This is a genomic window from Phycisphaerae bacterium (assembly GCA_035275405.1).
In the GTDB taxonomy this organism is placed as follows: Bacteria; Planctomycetota; Phycisphaerae; order UBA1845; family UTPLA1; genus DATEMU01.
Map to the genome: position 1 here is coordinate 1,161,159 of DATEMU010000003.1, position 18,046 is coordinate 1,179,204.

An 18,046-nucleotide genomic window follows, 5' to 3' on the forward strand; every position below is an offset into this window, starting at 1 on the left:
GGCGGGAGACGTCATGTGCGGGATCGTCGGCGGCATTTCGATCGAACCGTTTTCCGGATTGGCGGAATCCGGCCGGCTTGATGCCGCGATTGACACACTGGCGCATCGCGGTCCGGACGATCGTAGCAGGGCGACTTATTCCGACGGCCGCGCTTTCTTTGGGCATCGGCGGCTGTCGATCATCGACGTTGCGGGCGGGCATCAACCGCTCTCCAACGAGACGGGCACGGTCCACGCGATCTACAACGGCGAGATCTACAACTACCGCGCGCTCCGCGACGCGCTGGCGTTTCGCGGACACGAGTTTCGCACACAGACCGACGGCGAGGTGGTCGTCCATCTGTACGAAGACAAGGGCGCGGACTTTGTACGTGAACTGTCCGGCATGTTCGCGGTCGCGATTTACGACGAGACGGCGCGGAAGCTTACGCTGGCCCGCGATCGCAACGGCATCAAGCCGCTCTACTACTTCCACGACGGCCGGTCGCTGATCTTCGGATCGGAGTTGAAGGCGATTCTCGCGCTGTTGCCCGCGCGACCACGGCTCTCCGCGCATGCGCTCGCGGAATATTTGCGATGGAAGTATGTCCCCGCGCCATGGTCGATCTATGAGGGCATTCATAAACTGCCGCCGGGCCATGTGTTACGCGCGGGGTACGACGAGGGGCGGATCGCGGTCGAGACCCGTCGGTATTGGGATGTCGATTACGGCGTCGCGAAACTGTCGGACGAGCGCGAGGCGATTGAACAACTCGACGCCAAGCTCCGGGCGGCTGTGAAGAGCCATCTGGAGTCCGACGTCGAGGTCGGAGCGCTGCTCAGCGGCGGGGTCGATTCGTCGCTCGTCGTGGCGCTGGCCTGCGACATCGGCGGACGGCCGATCAAAACATTTTCCGTGGGCTTTGAGGAGGAGGGGTTCGATCAGCTTCCTTTCGCACGGCTGCTGGCAAACCGCTACGGTACCGTGCACCACGAGGAGCACGTCCGGCTCGATCCGATGCAGGCGATGCCCCTCCTGGTGCGGCAGTTTGATGAGCCGTTCGCGGACTCGTCCGCGCTGGCCTGCTACGCCGTGTGTCAGGTTGCCGCGAAGCACGTCAAGGTCGCGCTGACCGGGGACGGGGGCGATGAGAGCTTTGCCGGCTACGGCCGGTACGAAGAGGTCCTGACCGCGCAAAAGCGATCCGGCATCTGGCGGGGGCTGCGGGATCGGGCGATCATCTCATCCTCGTCGGCGCTCGTCTCGCCGGAGGCCAAGTACCTCAAACGGTTCCGCCACGCGGCGCTCGCTCCGCTGGAGCGGCACGAGCAGCACCAGAGACTGTGCAGCGACTGGCTGCTCAACAAGCTGTTGACAAACGCGTACGCCCGCGAAGCCGGGCCGAATGTATTTGGCGAGCATCGCGACCGGGCGACGGGGCGGGGGTGGTCGGCGGTCGATGTCGCGCAGTACGTCGACCTGCACGTGTCGCTGCCGGACGACATGCTCACAAAGGTCGATCGGACCAGCATGGCGTGCAGTCTGGAGTGCCGCGTGCCGCTGCTGGACCACACGATCACCGAGTTCAGCGCGAGTCTGGCGACCGACTTGAAAATACGCGGCGGCGTACGGAAATACCTGCTGAAGAAGCTGGCGGAGCGATACGTGCCGCGCGAGCTGTTGTACCGGCCGAAGATGGGGTTTCGCATCCCGATCCGGCGATGGCTGAAGCGCGGTCTGCTCGCGCAGACGGAGGCGCTCGTCGTGGATGGGGCGCTGGTCGGACATGGGATCATCGACCCGCAGGCATTTCATTGGATGGTCCGGCAACAAGGGCGACCGTGGATCGATTTCGGGAGCCAGTTGTGGGGGCTATTGTTTCTGGAGCAGTGGGCGAGGGAGTATCTGGGGGAATGACGAATGGCGCGACCGGACTGGGTGATGTCCACCAAGTAACCTAACCCACTTGAAGACGCGTCAGCGAACCCCGGCAAAGAAATAGGCGAGCACACCCTGGGTCATGCCGATGCCTCGCCAGAAGGCGCGAAGGAAGCCGAAAGGGGCGTACCAGAGATATTTGGCCTGCTGCGTGGCGGTGGTGAGGCGGATGGTGCGCGGAAACTGCATCAAGAGCAGGATGATTGCCAACAGATGCGGCAGGCGGTTGAGGCCGGGGATGAACAGGAAGACAAGTGAGGCTAGGGTGAGCATCGCGACCGCAGGTTGCGCGTGGTCGATCAGGTCGCTGTACGCGTCGCCGGCCGCCTTGCTTCGATGGCGCATGTGCAGGAAAACTCGCCAGTAGCCGTGATGGCGCTGGGCGCGAAGGTAGCGGGTCAGTCGCGTCGGGTGAAAGTGGCGGACGATACTTCTTGGCTCGAAGCGGAGGAGGTGACCGGCCTCGTGGACACGGTAGGCCAGTTCGGCGTCCTCCGCGCCGGGGGAGCCGGGTCCGTTGTAACGGTGCTCGTCGAAGCCGCCGACCTGTTCGAGGATCGCCTTGCGGTAGAGGACGTTGAAGCCGCCGAGGAAGTTGACTTCGGCGGGCATCGAGCGGTGTCGCTGGATGATTTCTTCGTGGATGAGGCAGGCAAGCAGTGAGTCTGGGCACATGTTGCCGTAGCTTCCGCCTGCCCCGCCGACCTTCGAATCATCCAGGTGTGGCAGGAGTAGGGAGAGCGCGTCGGGCTGGGCCACGCAGTCCGAGTCGATGAACCAGACGAGCGGGTGGGCCGCGGCCTTCCAGCCGATGTTGCGCGCCGCACCCGGGCCGCCGCCGGGGCCGGTCAGGCAGCGGACGGGATAGGTGGCGACGATGGACGCGGTGTCGTCGGTCGAGCCGTCGTTGACGAAGATGATCTCGGCCAGGCGGGAGCCATCCTGATTCAGCAGCGGCACGACCGCATCGAGACAGGTCCGGATCGTCCGGGCGGCGTTGCGGCCGGGGATGACGAGGGTGACAAGTTCGGCGCTCACGTCCGCACTGTAATCGGCGCGGCGGCGAATTCAACGCGGAGCGGACGCCGGCTGCACGGCGTCCTCCTTTCCCACGTAATGTTCCAGCGCCACGCGGGCGGGGCCGTAGTCGGGGTTGATGGCGAGGGCGGCGCGATAGGCGGCCACGGCCTCGATGGGGTGTTCCATGCGCGTATGGGCATAACCAATGCCGTACTGGGCTTCGTAGTGTTGCGGGTTCAGGCGGACCGCCTGCTCGTATTCAATTAGTGCCAGGTCGTTGCGACCTTCCTTGGCGAGCGAGTTGCCGAGATTGTAATGCGCCTTGGCGAGAGTGAGGGGGTTCGATTTGGGCCCGGCCGCGGCGATAGCGGTCTGAAACTCCTCGATGGCCTCGGTCTGGCGGTCCTGTTCGGCGAAGAGGTTGCCGAGCATGATGTAGGCCTCGAGGTATGAGGGGTTGAGTTTCTGCGTCTCGCGGTATTCTGCAATAGCCTCCGCGGGACGACCCAGCCGTTTGAGACAGTTGGCCAGGTTATAGTGGGCGTCGACCAGGCCCGGCTGCAATTCGACCGCCCGGCGATAATGTGCCGCGACTTCCTCGAATTGTCCCTTCTTGGCGAGTTGATCGGCGACATTGACATGAATCTTCGCCGTGTTCGGCGAAATCCTGAGAGCGCGGCTGAGGTGCTCCAGGGCTTCGGCCGGATCGGCCCGATCGCGGAGGGCGATGGCCAGGTTGTTGTGCGCGCGGGCGTTGTTGGGGCGCCGGGCGACGACGCCGCGCCACATTTCGACGGGGTCGGCGTAGAGTTTGTTGCGCGTCCACGTCGCCGCGGAGAGCGCTACGGCAACGACCAATACCACTGCGACCGCGGGCTTGCGCCATGAGGGTCGGGCGGACGCCGCGGTCCCGAGTCCGACCATGATGAGCGAAATCAGCGCTGCGAGCGGCAGGTACATGCGGTGCTCGAAGGCCATGTCTTGCACAGGAACAAAGCTGGAGGTCGGCGCGAGGATGATGAAGAACGCGGCGGCGAGAAATCCAACTCCCGGGCGCCGGACCCAGAGGAACATGGTCGCGATCAAGAGAAGGGCGACCGTCATGAGCGCGGGAAAGGCCTCGGCCAGGCTTTTCACGACCGGCCAATCGAAGTAGTCCAGGCAGAGCGGATGCGGCCAGAAGGTGAGGCGCAGGTAGTGGAGGATTACGCCCGGCTGCGTTAGTGCGTACTGAGCCGGCGTTACTGCGCCGACACCGAAGCCGACGGTGGAGCCGGCGTCGGGCGAGGTTTCCAGGACGCCGCTGAAGATGCCGAGCCACCAGAGGACACTCCAGGTCGCTGCGAGGGCGAGGTGGACTGGCCAGCGGCGCAGAAGGACATGCCGCCAACTAGGTGAGAGAACTGCCCGGTCATAGAGGAGTGCGACGACGGGGGCGGTGACCATGACGGCCTTGGTCGCCATGCCCAGCGCGCAAGAAGCGACGGCGCAGACGTACCACGGGATGGCCCGACGTGAATCGGCTCCGCGAACGAGGCCGTACAGCATCAGGAGGTAAAAGAGGCCCATCATCGATTCGCCGCGTTGGATGACGTACGTGACGGCCTGGGTGTTGAGGGGGTGCACGGCCCAGAGGATCGCGGCGCAGGCGGCAGCGCCCGTGGCTAGGGGTTCCGCGGGCTCTCTTAGGGTACGCGCCAGGCTTCGCCGCACGAGGCCGAAGAGGGTGAGCGCGGCGGCGAGGTGGACAGCCAGATTGAAGGCATGAAAGCTCCAGGGCTCGATGCCGCCGATGGCGTAGTTGATGGCCAGGGAAAGATCGACGACCGGCCGGGGACCGGTCAGCAGCGGCCAGGGGGGCCATGGATCGGCGAAGCGATCATCGGCAAGGTGGGCGTAGTCGTCGAGGAGAAAGGCGCCGTGGAAGCTGGTGTAATAGGCCGCACTGGTGGCGGCGGCGATCACGAAAACGGCCAGCCAATGGTAGGCGCGGAGATTAGGCTCTGATCCCCGTTTGGCGGTCGGTTGTTGAGGCGCGGCGTTTCGACACTTCTTCGCCATGTTGTCTTATTGGAGCGTAGGAAGGCTTCGAAGAAAAGCGATCCGCATCGGAGTTGGCGGGGACGACGCTTCTGTACAGTGCAAGGCTGTGTTGGTGGATTCTCCGTGCATCCTTGTTTAGGATTCGCCGAGGTCGCAGTACGGAGCCGTACGCCTTTGTCGAAAGAATCATCCGCCGTTGAAACTGTCTTGCCGCCGGAGGCGCGGGAGGGGACCTTCGTCGTCATTCCCGCGTTCAATGAGGCGGGGGCGATCGAGCAGGTGGCGCGGGGGGTGGCCGACGCATATCCCAATGTGGTGGTGGTGGACGACGGGTCGCTGGATGAAACGGGCGCGGCGGCGCGGCGATCGGCGAAATACGTCCTGCGGCACGCGATCAATCGCGGACAGGGGGCGGCGATTCAGACGGGCATCGAATTCGCGCTGAAGGCTGGAGCGAAGTACATCGTCACCTTCGATGCGGATGGACAGCACCGCGTGGAGGATATTGCCGCACTGGTCGGGCCAATTTGGCGGGGGGAATGCGACGTCGCCCTGGGGTCGAGGTTCCTGGGCGAGGCAGAGGGGCTTTCGAGCGGCCGGCGAATGACACTCAAGCTGGGCGTCTTGTTTACGCGCGTGACCAGCGGCGTGAAACTGACGGATACGCACAACGGCCTGCGGGCATTTTCGCGGGCCGCGGCCGAGCAGATCGAGATCAAGCTGGACGGCATGGCCCATGCGAGCGAGTTGATCGACCTGATCGTGCGGTCAGGGCTGACGTACAAGGAGGTCCCTGTCACGGTGCGCTACACCGCCTATTCGACGGCCAAGGGTCAATCGTCGCGCGGGGCCGTCCGCGTCGCGCTGCATTATCTGGTCGGGAGGATGATTCGATGAACGTGTTTCAAGTGCTGGTGCTGGGTGTGTTGGCATTTCTTCTGCTGGTGGATTTGATCGCGCTGGCTCGGGGCTGGCTGACGCGGAAGGAGGGGTTCGTCTGGGGCGGCATTTGTCTGGCGACGGCGCTGGCGATCTATGACCCGCAAATGATTCAGCGGATAGCGAAGGCGCTGGGGATCGGGCGCGGCGCGGATTTGATCCTTTATTGCGCCGTCGTGATTACCATGATCGGGTTCTGGATGGTGTATGTGCGGCTGCGGGGATTGCGGCGGGAAATGACGCTGCTGGTGCGGCATCTGGCGATCCTTGAGGCGCAGCGGGAACAGAAGGACTAAGGGTTCGTTGCGATGGCAACTCCGCATATTATCCGATAGGATCGCGTGCGGCGCAAAGCCCGAATACAGAATCGCCACACGAGGAGTCGAGATATGGTCACTGTTGGCATGAACTACAAGGTCCTTCCCGGCAAGGAGGAGACCTTTGAAACCGCGTTTCGCAAGGTCATTGCGGCGATGAAGGACATGGCGGGACACACGGTCACGCGGATGTACCGGGACATCGACGACGCGCGTTCGTACGTGATCCTCTCTGATTGGAGCGACCGAGCGGCGTTCGACGCGTTCATCGCGTCGGATACCTTTCGGGCCGTCGCCAACTGGGGCAAGGAGAATATCCTGGCGGGTCGACCGGCGCACACGTACTACGAACATTGAGTTGGGCCCCTCGTCGCCACCCCTCCCGGCGGGTTCCTCATGATCGAGACGCTCGTCCTGCCCGCGGCGTTCTTCCTGATTGCGATGCTCTATTCGTCCGTCGGCCATGCCGGGGCCTCGGGATATCTGGCGGCGATGGCGCTGGCGGGCATTCTACCGGAGGTCATGAAGCCGGCCGCCCTGTGCATGAACATCCTCGTGGCCACGATCACGGTGATTCGGTTTTACCGGGTGGGGGCCTTCTCGTGGGCGAAGCTATGGCCATTCGCGCTGGGGTCGATTCCAGCGGCCTATTTCGGCGGGGCGATGGCGCTTCCCACACAAGCGTATCGCCCGGTTGTCGGGCTGGTTTTGCTCTGGGCGGCGGCGCGGTTGTTCATGATCGGGATGAAAGAGTCAAATAAGCCGCTCCGATCTCCGCCGCTGAGCACCGCGCTTTGCGTCGGCATCGCCATTGGGCTTTTATCGGGGCTGACCGGCACGGGCGGGGGGATATTTCTATCGCCGGTGCTAATCCTGATGCACTGGGCCGGGACGCGTGAGACGGCGGGCATCTCCGCCGCGTTCATCCTGTGCAATTCCATTTCCGGCCTGACGGGCAACCTGGTGAGCGTCGGCCATTTACCGTCCTTAATTCTTCTGTGGATGGCCGTGGCGGGGATCGGCGGGCTGGCGGGCGCAGGCCTGGGCAGCAAGCGCCTCGATCCGATGCTGCTCCGGCGACTTCTCGCGGTGGTGTTAATCATCGCCGGGTTCAAGCTGATTTTCTTTCCGTAACTCGCGTAGAATCGCGGTCGTGGAAGCGCGGCGAAAAAACTGGCCCTATTTTCGCACGCCGATCGGCATCTATGTGCTGGTCATGGCCCCGATCTGCGGGCTGCAGGTCTTTTTGCTCGTCACGGATTGCCCGAATTGGATGCGGGTGTCCGCCGGTGCGGTCGTCGCGCTAACGGTTTGGGGATTTGTGCGCGGATACGTGAGGCGATTGGTGATGGAGGATGCCGGAGTGCGGTTGAAGCGGTTGGGCGGCGATCTGTTCATCGCGTGGGCGGATATTCGGGGGATCGGCGTCTATGTGCCCGGCGGGGGGGTCGGGGCGACGGAGTATTTGTACGTGACGACGCGCGATTCGCCGCCGCGGGGCAAATGGGACATCGGCGACCAAACAATTCAGATTCAGAATCAGCCGGGGGCGTTGGAGGCGCTGCAAGCCGCCCGGTCGCGATCGACAGTCCAGGCGCGGCCCGCATAGCGCCCTTCAAAACGGAATGCGGCGTCCAATTCCTCGTCGCGCCATTCGGCGGGATCAAGACGCAGGCCCAAGGCTCCCTCAAACGCAGGCATGAGCAGCTCTACGGCCTTTGTGAAATCGGTTGGGCCATTGTGGCTCTTCCAGGTCGCGACGGGTTGTTGCTCGAAGCGCGAGTCGAGAATGATGGACCCGTGCTGAAGGATCGCTGCGGCCGTCCGTCGCTGCGCTGAGCCGGCAATTTTTGAGAAGCCGTTGGGGCCGCTGGCATCGGGGACGACGACATCCAGGTCGTGTCGCCGGGCGAAGCAGAAAAAGGGGCCGCGATGGGAGGACTCGTCGCAGCGACCGCCGCCCTCCCCGAGCATCCGCGCGGGGGTGCCGATCGCGCTAATGATGGCTCGATGGGCCAGGCGGTATAGGTCGTTCGGTTTTCCGTGTACCAGGGGATGAGTAAGCGGAATGACGAGCGAGTAGGTGACTTCGAGATCGTGCAGAATGGCCCCGCCGCCGGTCGTTCGGCGGACGACGGCCAGATCGCCGGCCGGCGGTTCCAGCCTCTCATATTCCGCGTAGTCCTGAAAATAGCCCAGCGAGATGGTTGGCGGTTTCCACGCATAGAAGCGCAAGGTAGGCGCTGAATCGGGTACGCAGGCCTGAAGGAGGGCCTCATCGCGGGCCATGTTGACGGGGCCCGGGAGAGGGTCGTCAATCAGCAATCGGACGCGATTCATGCCGTACATCGTAGCCGAGGGATGGCCGCGCCGCGCTCGAGCGGCCGATGAGTAAGGGTGGCCGTTGGGCAGTCATAGGTTTTCTTCGATGGCGATCCTCTCGACAACGCTTTGCTATCCGCACGCCGATGCACCGACGCAGGGCATCTTCGTTCAACGGCGATTGCGGGCCATTTCGGAGATCATGCCGGTACGAGTGGTCGCGCCCGTCCCCTGGTTTCCGGGGTTGGTCGGAGCGCCGTCGGAGAACATCGTGCGCACCGAGTTGCCGCCGGTCATGCGGCCGCGGATGTTTTATTTTCCCCGCGTTTTCAAGTCGCTGGACGCGCATTGGTACGCCCAGGCGCTGGCCCGCGGCATTGACGAGGTGCGCCGGGAAACGCCGATCGACCTGATCGACGCCCATTTTGAGTGGCCCGACGGTGTGGGGGCGTGGCGAGTCGCGCGAAAGCTAGGGCTTCTCTTCGTCTGCACGCTGCGCGGAAAACTCGTCAGCCAGATTGCAAATGCGTCCAAGCGGCGGCAGATTATTGAGATGCTTCGCGGGGCGGACGGGCTTATAGCCGTCTCGCAATCCCTGGCGGATTTAGCCTGTCAGGTAGCCGGCAAAACCCTCGATGTTCGGGTCATTCCCAATGGCGTCGATGCTGAGGTGTTTCACTGCTATGGCGATGCTCCCGATGCCACGGCCGTATCGCCCGTCGCCCGCCGCGAGTTGGGCTGGTACCCCGGCGTAAAATACGTCGTCTCGGTCGGCCACCTCCAGGCGCTCAAGGGCTTCGACCGGCTGGTGGCGATGTGGCCGCGCGTGCGACAGGTCTTCGGCGATGCGCGGCTGGTGCTGGTCGGTGGGGCCGCGGGTGAGCCCGCCTATGAGCGGCGGATTCGCGAACAAATCGAAACTTCGGGGATGCCGACCGGCGCAATCACGCTGGCCGGTCGCGTTCCGCCCGAAACCGTCGCACAGATGCTCAACGCGGCCGACCTATTCGTCCTAGCGACTCGCTCCGAGGGTTGGTGCAACGCCATCGCCGAGGCGCTGGCCTGCGGCTGCCCGGTCGTGGCGACAGACGTGGGCGGCAACCGCGAGGTCTTGAATGACTGGGGCTTGGGCTGGGTCGTGCCGTTGGACAACGAGGAGGCTTTTTTTGAGCGCGTCTGCCAGGGGCTGCGCGAGCCCAGGGATCGCCGCCGCATCGCCGAGATCGGCGGGCGGCGGAGTTGGCAACAGGTGGCCCGGGAATGCGTCGATGTATTCCAGGAAGTACTTGGGGAAAAGCAGAAAAGTCAAAAAGTCAAAACGTCAACATGATCGAAGGTCGCAATATCGTCTGCATCGCGAGCAACTGGGCGGCGGATCCGACGAGCAAACACCACATCATGCGGCTCGTGGCCGAGCGGAACGAGATCGTGTGGGTGAATTACCACGGTTCGCGGCGGCCGCGGGCCAGCGCGGCGGATGCCGGAGCAATTGTCGGGAAGCTGCGGCAGGTGATCGAGGGGCCTCGGCGCGTGGCCGAGCGAATCACCGTCGTCACGCCGCTGGTCGCGCCGCTTCCGGGGAGCCGGGTCGTCGCCGCGCTGAACAAGCGGCTCCTCGTTCGACAAATCAAGAGGGTAATTCGCGACCTGCCACCGCGACCTGTGCAGGTCTGGTCGTTCGCCCCCGACGTGGATTTTCTGTGCGGCAGCTTTGACGAAGAGTTCTTTGTTTATTACTGCGTCGATGAGTTCAGCGAGTTCGAGGGGTACGATCGGGACGCGATTTTGTCTGCCGAGGCGCGCCTGGCGGCAAAGGCGGATCTGGTCGTCGTCACGTCGCAGGCGCTTTGCGAAGCGAAACAACGGCTCAATCCGCGCGTGGTCCTCGTGACACACGGCGTAGATTACGAGCATTTTGCAAAGGCCCGGCGTGGCGAGGTTGTGATACCGGAGGAAATTGCGAAGTTGCCCCGGCCGATCCTGGGTTTCTGGGGGCTGATCGAGGGTTGGGTGGACGTGGACCTTATCGCCGCTATGGCCCGCGCCAGGCCGCACTGGTCGATTGTGTTAATCGGCCGGTTTACAGCTGATGTTTCGGCGTTGGAGGAGTTGGCCAACGTCCATTTGCTCGGCCGGCGGCCGTACGAACAACTCCCGGCCTACGCAAGGGGCTTTGACGCAGGGCTCATTCCCTTCCGCGTGAATGAACTGACCCGCGCCGTCAATCCCATTAAGCTCCGCGAATACCTCAGCGCCGGCCTGCCGGTCGTCTCCACTCCGATGCCGGAGGTGGAGCGTTATGGGCCGCACGTTAGCATTGCGTCGGATGCTGCCGAATTTGTCGCGGCGTGTGAACGGATGATCGCGGAAAACTCGCCGGGGAAGATTCTGGAGCGTCAGACCGCCATGCAGCGCGAAACATGGCAGTCGAAAGTGGAAGAGGTGTGCAGCCTGATCAGGCCCCCTCGGCCTGTGTCGCTTCATCGATCGCCGAGTTAATCCGGTGCATCATTTCCAGGTAATCCGCCTGGTGCTTCATCATTTCCTTGAGCTTGTCGTTGCCCGCGAGCTGAGCCTCGCAGTCCATCAGCTTTCGCTTGTCCTCCGGCTCAATGGGCTTGCCTGACGCTTCGGCCTCGCGAATCCTGTTCACCTGATCTTGATAGGCCTTTAGCACGTCCTGCGCCGCCTTGTCCTCGGAGACCGCCTTGGCGGCAACGAGAAACTTGGCGGTGCGGGGATGCGCGGCGATCTTCTTGCCCAGAGCTTTGGCGTCGGCGATGATGTCTTCCATGGCGGTCCTTCCTTTCGGCGGCCTATGAATTTGTTGACCTCATCTTCCCCGCGAGGTGGCCCCGGGGCAAGTTGATCGAATTGGAGCATGAATGTCCAAGCGGTTCTCGGAACGAATCCTCGAGTTTCTGCGGCGACCAGAGTATTCGCCGATGAAGGCGCCGCGCCTGGCCAAGGCGATGGGGATCGCCGACGCCGAGCATGGCGATTTTCACGACGCCGTCGATTCGCTTCGGCGGGTCGGTCGCGTCGTGCTCGGCACCGGCAACGCCGTCATGCTCCCGCATCCGCCGAACCAGGTGGTCGGGACCTTTCGCGGCAACCAGCGCGGATTCGGTTTCGTCGTGCCGGACGGGGTGACCACGCACGGCGATTTGTTCATCCCCCCCGACGCGACACTCGATGCGGTGACCGGTGACAAGGTGCTGTGCGCGGTGCAGTCGCGCGGCATGCGCGAGGGCAAGGCGGCGTTCGGTGGTCGCGTGCTCAAGATCATCGAGCGAGGCGACAGCCGATACGTCGGTGAGCTGCGGAATGAGGGCGGCGTGCATTTCGTGCAGCCCGACGGCAATGCGCTGCACGTGCCTATCCTGATCGGCGATGTCGGGGCCAAGGGGGCCAAGGCCGGTGAGCAGGTCGTCGTCGAGATCGTCCGTTATCCGAGCGACGGCAAGCCTGCGACCGGCGTCATCGTCGAACGATTGGGGAAGCGCGGCCAACCCGGCGTCGATCTGGTCAGCATCAAGCATCAGTACCATCTGCCGGACGAGTTTCCCAAGGATGTGCTGGCGGAGGCGCGGGGGATCGCGCAATCGTTTGACGCGGACGCGGCAATTCGCGAACGCGAGGACCTGACGGGCACGCTGACGATTACGATCGATCCGGACGACGCGAAGGATTTTGACGATGCGATTTCGCTGGTAAGATTAGACGGTATGGGAAAGGATTCCCATGGAGGGCGGGGAGCGAGAAGGGATTCTCGCACCAGCAAGTCCTCAAGCCTCAAGCCTCAAGCCTCAGGCCTCGCCGCCTGGGAACTCGGCGTCCACATCGCCGATGTCAGCACGTTCGTTCGGCAGGGTGGGGCCATTGATACTGAGGCGGTCGAGCGCGGGACGAGCGTCTATTTCCCCGGTCATGTCGTGCCGATGCTGCCCGAGATTCTCTCTAATGGCCTGTGCAGCCTGCAGGAGGGCGAACCGCGGCTCTGCAAGAGCGCGTTCATTCAGTACGACGCGCACGGCAAGGTCGTCGGGGCGCGCTTCGCCAATACGGTTATTCGATCCGCCAAGCGTCTCACCTATCGGCAGGCGACGGCGATCCTCGAAGGTCAGCGCGGCGGCACGCCCAAGCCGGTCGTCGAACTCGTCGAGCGGATGGACACGCTGGCGAGGATCATTCAACGTCGGCGGCACGATGAAGGCATGATCGTGCTGGATTTGCCCGCCGTCGATCTGATCCTCGACGAGGATGGCCGCGTGGTCGATGCCGAACCGGAGGACAAGAGCTTCTCGCACACGATCATCGAGATGTTCATGGTCGAGGCGAACGAGGCGGTCGCGCGGCTGATGGACCGGTTGGGCGTGCCGTGTCTGCGGCGAATTCACCCCGACCCCGACGAAGGGTCGCTGGAGGCGATGGCGCGGTTCATGCGGGCGGCCGGGTTTTCGGTGCCCAAGAAGATCACGCCGGGAGATTTGCAGCGGCTGCTGGAGCCGCTGCGGGGAAAGCCGGAGGCGTACGCGATCAACCTGGCGGTGCTCAAGTCGATGGAGATGGCGGAGTATTCACCCAAGCACGTGGGGCATTTTGCACTGGCCAGCAAGCACTACGCTCACTTCACCAGCCCGATTCGCCGGTATCCGGATTTGATGGTGCACCGGCTGTTGGAAAAGCACCTCGAAGGCGGGCTAGGCAAAGGCCGCCGGGGGCTGGAGGAAGTTCCGAGCGAGGAGGAGCTGGTCGAGGCGGGGCGAAAGCTCTCGTACCTCTCGCGGCGGGCCGAGGCTGCCGAGCAGGAGCTGCGGACGGTCAAGGTGCTGGAGCTGCTGTGTAAGCACGTCGGCGAGGAGTTCGAAGGCGTGGTGACGGGCGTGACGAATTTCGGGCTGTTCGTGCAGCACCCGAAGTACCTGATCGATGGGCTGCTGCGCGTTGAGGACCTTGGCGACGACTGGTGGGAGGTGGATGTAAAGCTCGGCCGCGTGGTGGGGGAGCGGACGCGGCGGATGTTCACGATGGGGACGCTCTTGAAGGTGCGGATCGGCGAGGTGGATGTCGCCGCGCGGCAACTGAGCTTGATTCTTGTTGGGGCTGGACCCTCGCGCCGGCAGTCTCAGATGGGGCGTGGCGAATCCGGTCGTTCCCGGCCCGGGGGATCGAAGCACGGCCGGGATCGTCCAGGCGGGCGTCGCGGCAAGTCGGAAGGTGGACGTTCGAAGAGTTCCAGGAATCGAGGGAGGAGGCGTTGAAGTGCGAATAAATGCATTTGCAGTTTTTGTGCTTGTCGTTCTCTGTCTTGCGTCGAGCGCGCATGGAAGGGCAAACCAACTCTATCGGGCTGTGTTGAAGACCCAAGCTCAAGAGATTCCCTTTTTTCTCGAATTGTCCGAATTCCGTGGGGAGTGGGCGAAGATATGGAACGGCAACGAAAAAATAACTATACAGGGATTTGAAACTAACGGCAGCGAAATTGTCATCGAGTTTCCGCATTACAGTTCAATGATAACAGCAAAGAGCGATTCCAATGGCCAGTTAATCGGTGAGTGGAAAAAGCAGACTGGAGAGGACAAGTGGACTTCAATCGAATTCGCCGCAAAACGGATTGCATACTCTAAGAAACCGCTTAGGTTTCCCCGTCATTTCAAGATCACCGAAGAAATCGAAAAGCCCACGACCGTTGATGGCCGTTGGGCCGTAAAGTTTTCAAGCGAAGAATCCCCGGCCATCGGCGTGTTCAAGGAAGGTAAAGACAAGACTGTCGAAGGCACCTTTCTTACCGCGACCGGCGATTATCGGTACCTGGCGGGTAGTTACGAGTACGGCCTTTTACGGTTGTCGTGCTTCGACGGGTCGCACGCGTTTCTGTTTCACGCGCGGATGCAGTCGGATGGGACTCTTCAAGGCGATTTTTGGTCGGGGGCGAAGTGGCACGAGACGTGGACGGCCAAGCGCGACGACAACGCGGTGCTGCCGGACGGGTTCGACCTGACGGAGATCAATCCCAAGGTGCGATTAAAGGGGTTGAAGTTCCCCGATTTGGAGGGCAAGGAGCGGGCGCTGGGCGAGCCGGGGCTGCTTGGCAAGGCAACGATTATTGAGATTTTCGGGAGCTGGTGCCCGAACTGCCACGACGCGGCGGAGTTGCTCGTGGAATTGGAAAAGAAGTACGGCCCTCGCGGGCTCAAAGTCGTCGGGCTCGCCTTCGAATCCGGCGACACCGAGCGCGATGTCCGGCAGGTGAAGCGCTACCTCGAACGGCACAAGGCGATGTACCCGGTGCTGCTGGCCGGCGTGCGCGATCGCGAGAAGGCCTCCGTGGCGCTGCCAGTCATCGAAAAGCTGCAAAGCTATCCGACGTTTCTGTTCGTCGACGCCGACGGCGAAGTCCGCTCGGTCTATTCCGGCTTTTCCGGTCCGGCGACGGGGGAGGAGTACGCGAAGCTGCGCAAGCAGTTCGAGGGCGTGATCGAGAAGTTGCTGGCAGGACCGGGCGGGGATTAAAAAGGATCGTGTCACGGGGCGCTTTGGAAGGTCACCACAGAGGCTCAGAGGCACCGAGACGAAGATTTCCGATGTTTGATTTTTTAATTGGCTCCGTCTCTGTGTCCTCTGTGGCTCTGTGGTGAATTCTTTGGACGCCAAACTTGCTGCACCATGATTGCGGCCATAAACTCCGCCCAATGCTACGAACCTCCCTTTACGAAACCCACAAACGCCTCGGCGCCCGCCTGATCGACTTCGGCGGCTGGGAAATGCCGGTCATGTACCGCGGCATCCAGGACGAGCACCTTTACACACGCACGGCCAGCAGCATCTTCGATGTCTCGCACATGGGGCGGCTGATTTTCAAGGGGGCCGATGCCGAGGCCCTGCTTCAAAACGTCTGTACGCGGAATGTCGCCATGCTCAAGGTTGGCCGCAGCGGGTACAGCCACGTATGCAACGAGAGCGGCGGCATCCTCGACGACGTCATTGTCTCGCGCTTCGAGGATCGCTGGTACATGGTCTGCAACGCGGGCAATCGCGAAAAGATCGTCGCGCACCTCAATAAACACGCCGCCGGGCGCAAGGTCACCATCGACGACACGACAGCCAAGACCGTCATGATGGCCGTGCAGGGCCCGGCGACGATGGAGCTGTTCAAGTTGCACATGCCGATCAAGATCGGCGACCTGGGGCGGTACGGGTTCGTGACCGGCAGCTATATGGGGCAGCAGTACACAGTCTTTCGCAGCGGCTACACCGGCGAGGACGGCATCGAGATCGTCCTCGGCGCGAGCGTCGGCGGGATGGTGTGGGATTATCTCACGCAGCCGGGCGAGGACGGCCGCGCGACGATCAAGCCCGCGGGCCTTGGGGCGCGGGATACGCTGCGGCTGGAAGCGGGGATGCCGCTGTACGGGCACGAGTTGAACGAAGAGACCGACCCGCTATCGGCGGGTTGCGGGTGGTGCGTCGATCTGGAGAAGGAGTTCATCGGAGTTGTGGCGCTGCGGAAGATCGCGTCCGAGGGGCCGCGGCGGAAGATCACGGGGCTCGTGCTCGAAGGCAAGCGGATCGCGCGGCAGGGGGCAAAAGTCTTCGCGGGTGATCGCGAGGTTGGCGAGGTGACGAGTGGCACGCTCAGCCCGACGCTGGAAAAATCAATTGCCATGGCCTACGTTGACTCGCCGTCATCGGTCGAGGGACAATCGTTGTTGGTGGAAATCAAGGACCAGCGTGTATCGGCGACAGTGGTGCCCTTGCCGTTTTACAAGCGTGCGACGAATTCATAGGATCAGTCTTTCGGAGGGCGATTCGTGGGCGTTCCAACAGACCGGCGGTATCTCAAGAGTCACGAGTGGCACAAGCTCGAGGGCGACACCTGCACGATCGGCATCACGCAGTTCGCCGCCGATGAGTTGACGGACATTACCTACGTCGCACTGCCCAAGGTCGGCAAGGAAGTGACGGCCGGTCAGCCGATGGGGGAGATCGAGAGCGTCAAGGCGACGAGCGATCTGTACAGCGGCGTCTCGGGGGTTGTCAGCGCCGTGAACGACAAACTCGGCAGCGCGCCGGAGTTAGTGAACAGCAACCCTCTTGACGACGGGTGGATGGTCAAGATCAAGGTCTCAGAACCCGCCCAACATGCCAAGCTCCTGACGGCCGAGGCGTATGAGGCCCAACTCGCCGGGTAGCGCCTGTCGTCTCGGAAGGCACTGAGGGCCGCATCCCCAAAGCAGCCATTCCGGCGGCCTTCCGATACAATCCCTCTCGGAGCGGCGCAACCATGACTTGCAACCAGGATGACACTATCATGCTCGGCCCCTCGGACACTTTTGTTCATCGCCACATCGGTCCCAACCCTGCCGACATCGAGCAGATGTCGGCGCTCGTCGGCTGTCGCAACCTCGACGCCCTGGTCGAGGAGACGGTCCCCGCGGAGATCCGGTTCAAAGGGTCGCTCCAGATCGGTCCGCCGCGCGGTGAGCACGAGCTGCTCGAGGAACTTCGTGGGCTGGCGAATCAGAACAAGACGTTTCGCAACCTGATCGGCATGGGCTATCACGATTGCATCGTCCCGCCGGTCATCCAGCGGAACATCCTCGAAAACCCCGGCTGGTACACGCAATACACGCCCTATCAGGCGGAGATCGCCCAGGGGCGACTCGAGGCGCTGCTGACTTTCCAAACGATGGTCGCGGACCTGACGGCGCTGCCGATCGCGAACGCCTCGCTGCTGGATGAAGCGACCGCGGCGGCCGAGGCGATGGTCATGTGCCGGGCAATCGGCGACGACGACGGCCGGGACGGCTTCTTCGTCGCACAGGATTGCCATCCCCAGACAATCGCCGTGCTCCAGACGCGGGCTGCGGGCATCGGCGTCAAGTTGCACATCGGCGATCCAGACAACGCCGATTTCGCAAAACACTCGCTGTGTGGCATCTTGCTTCAATATCCGACGACGGACGGATGCATCCGCGATTACGAAGGTGTCTGCAAAAAGGCGCACGATGCCGGGGCGCTCATTGTCGTGGCCACGGATTTGCTGGCGCTGACGCTGATCCGACCGCCGGGCGAGTTCGGCGCGGACATCGCCGTGGGCTCGGCGCAGCGCTTCGGCGTTCCCCTGGGCTTCGGCGGTCCCCACGCGGCGTTCATGTCGTGCAGGGACGAGTTCAAGCGGCACATCCCTGGCCGGCTGGTGGGCGTCTCGAAGGATGCGCATGGTCGATCGGCGTTTCGGCTGGCCATCCAGACGCGCGAGCAGCACATCCGCCGCGAGAAGGCGACGAGCAACATCTGCACCGCGCAGGTCCTGCTCGCCGTCGTCGCCTCGATGTTCGCCGTCTACAACGGCCCCGCGGGCATCCTGCGCATGGCTGAGCGCACGCATCGCTTCGCGGCGCTCTTCGCCGCTGCCGTCAAGTCGTTCGGCTACGAGGTCCAGACGCGCTCGTTCTTCGACACCGTCACGGTGCACGTGCCG

General features: G+C 63.1%; 17 protein-coding genes. 13 read left to right on the forward strand and 4 right to left on the reverse strand.

What is annotated here, in order from left to right; translation table 11 throughout:
* Nucleotides 1-13: 13 nt before the first annotated feature.
* A complete protein-coding gene (gene asnB / locus VJZ71_06885) occupies nt 14-1,897 on the forward strand; it encodes an asparagine synthase (glutamine-hydrolyzing) (GenBank protein ID HKQ47775.1) in 1,884 nt (627 codons plus the stop codon).
* A gap of 60 nt (nt 1,898-1,957) precedes the next feature.
* Here the strand turns inward: asnB and VJZ71_06890 are convergent, their stop codons facing one another.
* Both VJZ71_06890 and VJZ71_06895 read right to left on the reverse strand, forming a co-directional pair.
* A complete protein-coding gene (locus VJZ71_06890) occupies nt 1,958-2,956 on the reverse strand; it encodes a glycosyltransferase (GenBank protein ID HKQ47776.1) in 999 nt (332 codons plus the stop codon).
* A gap of 30 nt (nt 2,957-2,986) precedes the next feature.
* Nucleotides 2,987-4,999, reverse strand: a complete 2,013-nt coding sequence (locus VJZ71_06895; GenBank protein ID HKQ47777.1) for a tetratricopeptide repeat protein — start codon at nt 4,997-4,999, stop codon at nt 2,987-2,989.
* 156 nt (nt 5,000-5,155) lie between these two features.
* On the opposite strand from VJZ71_06895, the gene VJZ71_06900 reads away from it, so the two are divergent.
* The 5 genes from VJZ71_06900 (at nt 5,156) to VJZ71_06920 (ending at nt 7,846) form a co-directional block, all read left to right on the forward strand.
* Entirely contained in the window at nt 5,156-5,878 is a 723-nt protein-coding gene (locus VJZ71_06900) for a glycosyltransferase family 2 protein (GenBank protein ID HKQ47778.1), read from the forward strand.
* Entirely contained in the window at nt 5,875-6,216 is a 342-nt protein-coding gene (locus VJZ71_06905; protein ID HKQ47779.1) for a DUF2304 domain-containing protein, read from the forward strand. Before VJZ71_06900 ends, VJZ71_06905 begins: the two co-directional genes overlap by 4 nt.
* A gap of 93 nt (nt 6,217-6,309) precedes the next feature.
* Nucleotides 6,310-6,594: an antibiotic biosynthesis monooxygenase family protein gene (locus tag VJZ71_06910; GenBank protein HKQ47780.1), complete on the forward strand. Its 285-nt coding sequence runs from the start codon at nt 6,310-6,312 to the stop codon at nt 6,592-6,594.
* Nucleotides 6,595-6,633: 39 nt separating this feature from the next.
* Nucleotides 6,634-7,371: a sulfite exporter TauE/SafE family protein gene (locus VJZ71_06915; GenBank protein HKQ47781.1), complete on the forward strand. Its 738-nt coding sequence runs from the start codon at nt 6,634-6,636 to the stop codon at nt 7,369-7,371.
* 19 nt (nt 7,372-7,390) lie between these two features.
* Nucleotides 7,391-7,846, forward strand: a complete 456-nt coding sequence (locus VJZ71_06920) for a hypothetical protein (protein ID HKQ47782.1) — start codon at nt 7,391-7,393, stop codon at nt 7,844-7,846.
* On the opposite strand, the gene VJZ71_06925 is transcribed toward VJZ71_06920, so the two are convergent.
* Entirely contained in the window at nt 7,777-8,577 is an 801-nt protein-coding gene (locus tag VJZ71_06925) for a biotin/lipoate A/B protein ligase family protein (protein HKQ47783.1), read from the reverse strand. The two genes, VJZ71_06920 and VJZ71_06925, sit on opposite strands and share 70 nt — an antisense overlap.
* Nucleotides 8,578-8,665: 88 nt before the next feature.
* Here VJZ71_06925 and VJZ71_06930 point away from each other — a divergent pair, with 88 nt between their 5' ends.
* Both VJZ71_06930 and VJZ71_06935 read left to right on the forward strand, forming a co-directional pair.
* Nucleotides 8,666-9,889: a glycosyltransferase gene (locus VJZ71_06930; GenBank protein HKQ47784.1), complete on the forward strand. Its 1,224-nt coding sequence runs from the start codon at nt 8,666-8,668 to the stop codon at nt 9,887-9,889.
* Nucleotides 9,886-11,058 carry a glycosyltransferase gene (locus tag VJZ71_06935; GenBank protein HKQ47785.1) on the forward strand — a complete coding sequence of 391 codons (1,173 nt, stop codon included), beginning with the start codon at nt 9,886-9,888 and terminating at the stop codon, nt 11,056-11,058. Before VJZ71_06930 ends, VJZ71_06935 begins: the two co-directional genes overlap by 4 nt.
* Here the strand turns inward: VJZ71_06935 and VJZ71_06940 are convergent.
* The gene (locus tag VJZ71_06940; GenBank protein ID HKQ47786.1) at nt 11,015-11,353 is read right to left on the reverse strand and encodes a YlbF family regulator; all 339 of its coding nucleotides are present in this window, start codon (nt 11,351-11,353) and stop codon (nt 11,015-11,017) included. The two genes, VJZ71_06935 and VJZ71_06940, sit on opposite strands and share 44 nt — an antisense overlap.
* Before the next feature lie 91 nt (nt 11,354-11,444).
* On the opposite strand from VJZ71_06940, the gene VJZ71_06945 reads away from it, so the two are divergent.
* From VJZ71_06945 to VJZ71_06965, 5 genes are all read left to right on the forward strand, one after another.
* On the forward strand, nt 11,445-13,823 hold the full coding sequence (locus VJZ71_06945; GenBank protein HKQ47787.1) for a VacB/RNase II family 3'-5' exoribonuclease: 2,379 nt from the start codon (nt 11,445-11,447) through the stop codon (nt 13,821-13,823).
* A gap of 250 nt (nt 13,824-14,073) precedes the next feature.
* Nucleotides 14,074-15,075: a TlpA disulfide reductase family protein gene (locus VJZ71_06950; protein ID HKQ47788.1), complete on the forward strand. Its 1,002-nt coding sequence runs from the start codon at nt 14,074-14,076 to the stop codon at nt 15,073-15,075.
* 179 nt (nt 15,076-15,254) lie between these two features.
* On the forward strand, nt 15,255-16,349 hold the full coding sequence (gcvT, locus tag VJZ71_06955) for a glycine cleavage system aminomethyltransferase GcvT (GenBank protein ID HKQ47789.1): 1,095 nt from the start codon (nt 15,255-15,257) through the stop codon (nt 16,347-16,349).
* Between the two features lie 24 nt (nt 16,350-16,373).
* The gene (gene gcvH, locus VJZ71_06960; GenBank protein ID HKQ47790.1) at nt 16,374-16,754 is read left to right on the forward strand and encodes a glycine cleavage system protein GcvH; all 381 of its coding nucleotides are present in this window, start codon (nt 16,374-16,376) and stop codon (nt 16,752-16,754) included.
* A gap of 119 nt (nt 16,755-16,873) precedes the next feature.
* The coding region (locus VJZ71_06965) for a glycine dehydrogenase (aminomethyl-transferring) (GenBank protein HKQ47791.1) at nt 16,874-18,046 on the forward strand (1,173 nt) is incomplete at its 3' end.

Coding starts and splice junctions, on each gene's coding strand:
- asnB (HKQ47775.1), top strand. CDS start 14: ATGTGCGGGATCGTCGGCGGCATTTCGATCGAACCGTTTTCCGGATTG.
- VJZ71_06895 (HKQ47777.1), bottom strand. CDS start 4,999: ATGGCGAAGAAGTGTCGAAACGCCGCGCCTCAACAACCGACCGCCAAA.
- VJZ71_06905 (HKQ47779.1), top strand. CDS start 5,875: ATGAACGTGTTTCAAGTGCTGGTGCTGGGTGTGTTGGCATTTCTTCTG.
- VJZ71_06910 (HKQ47780.1), top strand. CDS start 6,310: ATGGTCACTGTTGGCATGAACTACAAGGTCCTTCCCGGCAAGGAGGAG.
- VJZ71_06915 (HKQ47781.1), top strand. CDS start 6,634: ATGATCGAGACGCTCGTCCTGCCCGCGGCGTTCTTCCTGATTGCGATG.
- VJZ71_06925 (HKQ47783.1), bottom strand. CDS start 8,577: ATGAATCGCGTCCGATTGCTGATTGACGACCCTCTCCCGGGCCCCGTC.
- VJZ71_06930 (HKQ47784.1), top strand. CDS start 8,666: ATGGCGATCCTCTCGACAACGCTTTGCTATCCGCACGCCGATGCACCG.
- VJZ71_06935 (HKQ47785.1), top strand. CDS start 9,886: ATGATCGAAGGTCGCAATATCGTCTGCATCGCGAGCAACTGGGCGGCG.
- VJZ71_06940 (HKQ47786.1), bottom strand. CDS start 11,353: ATGGAAGACATCATCGCCGACGCCAAAGCTCTGGGCAAGAAGATCGCC.
- VJZ71_06945 (HKQ47787.1), top strand. CDS start 11,445: ATGTCCAAGCGGTTCTCGGAACGAATCCTCGAGTTTCTGCGGCGACCA.
- VJZ71_06950 (HKQ47788.1), top strand. CDS start 14,074: ATGATAACAGCAAAGAGCGATTCCAATGGCCAGTTAATCGGTGAGTGG.
- gcvT (HKQ47789.1), top strand. CDS start 15,255: ATGCTACGAACCTCCCTTTACGAAACCCACAAACGCCTCGGCGCCCGC.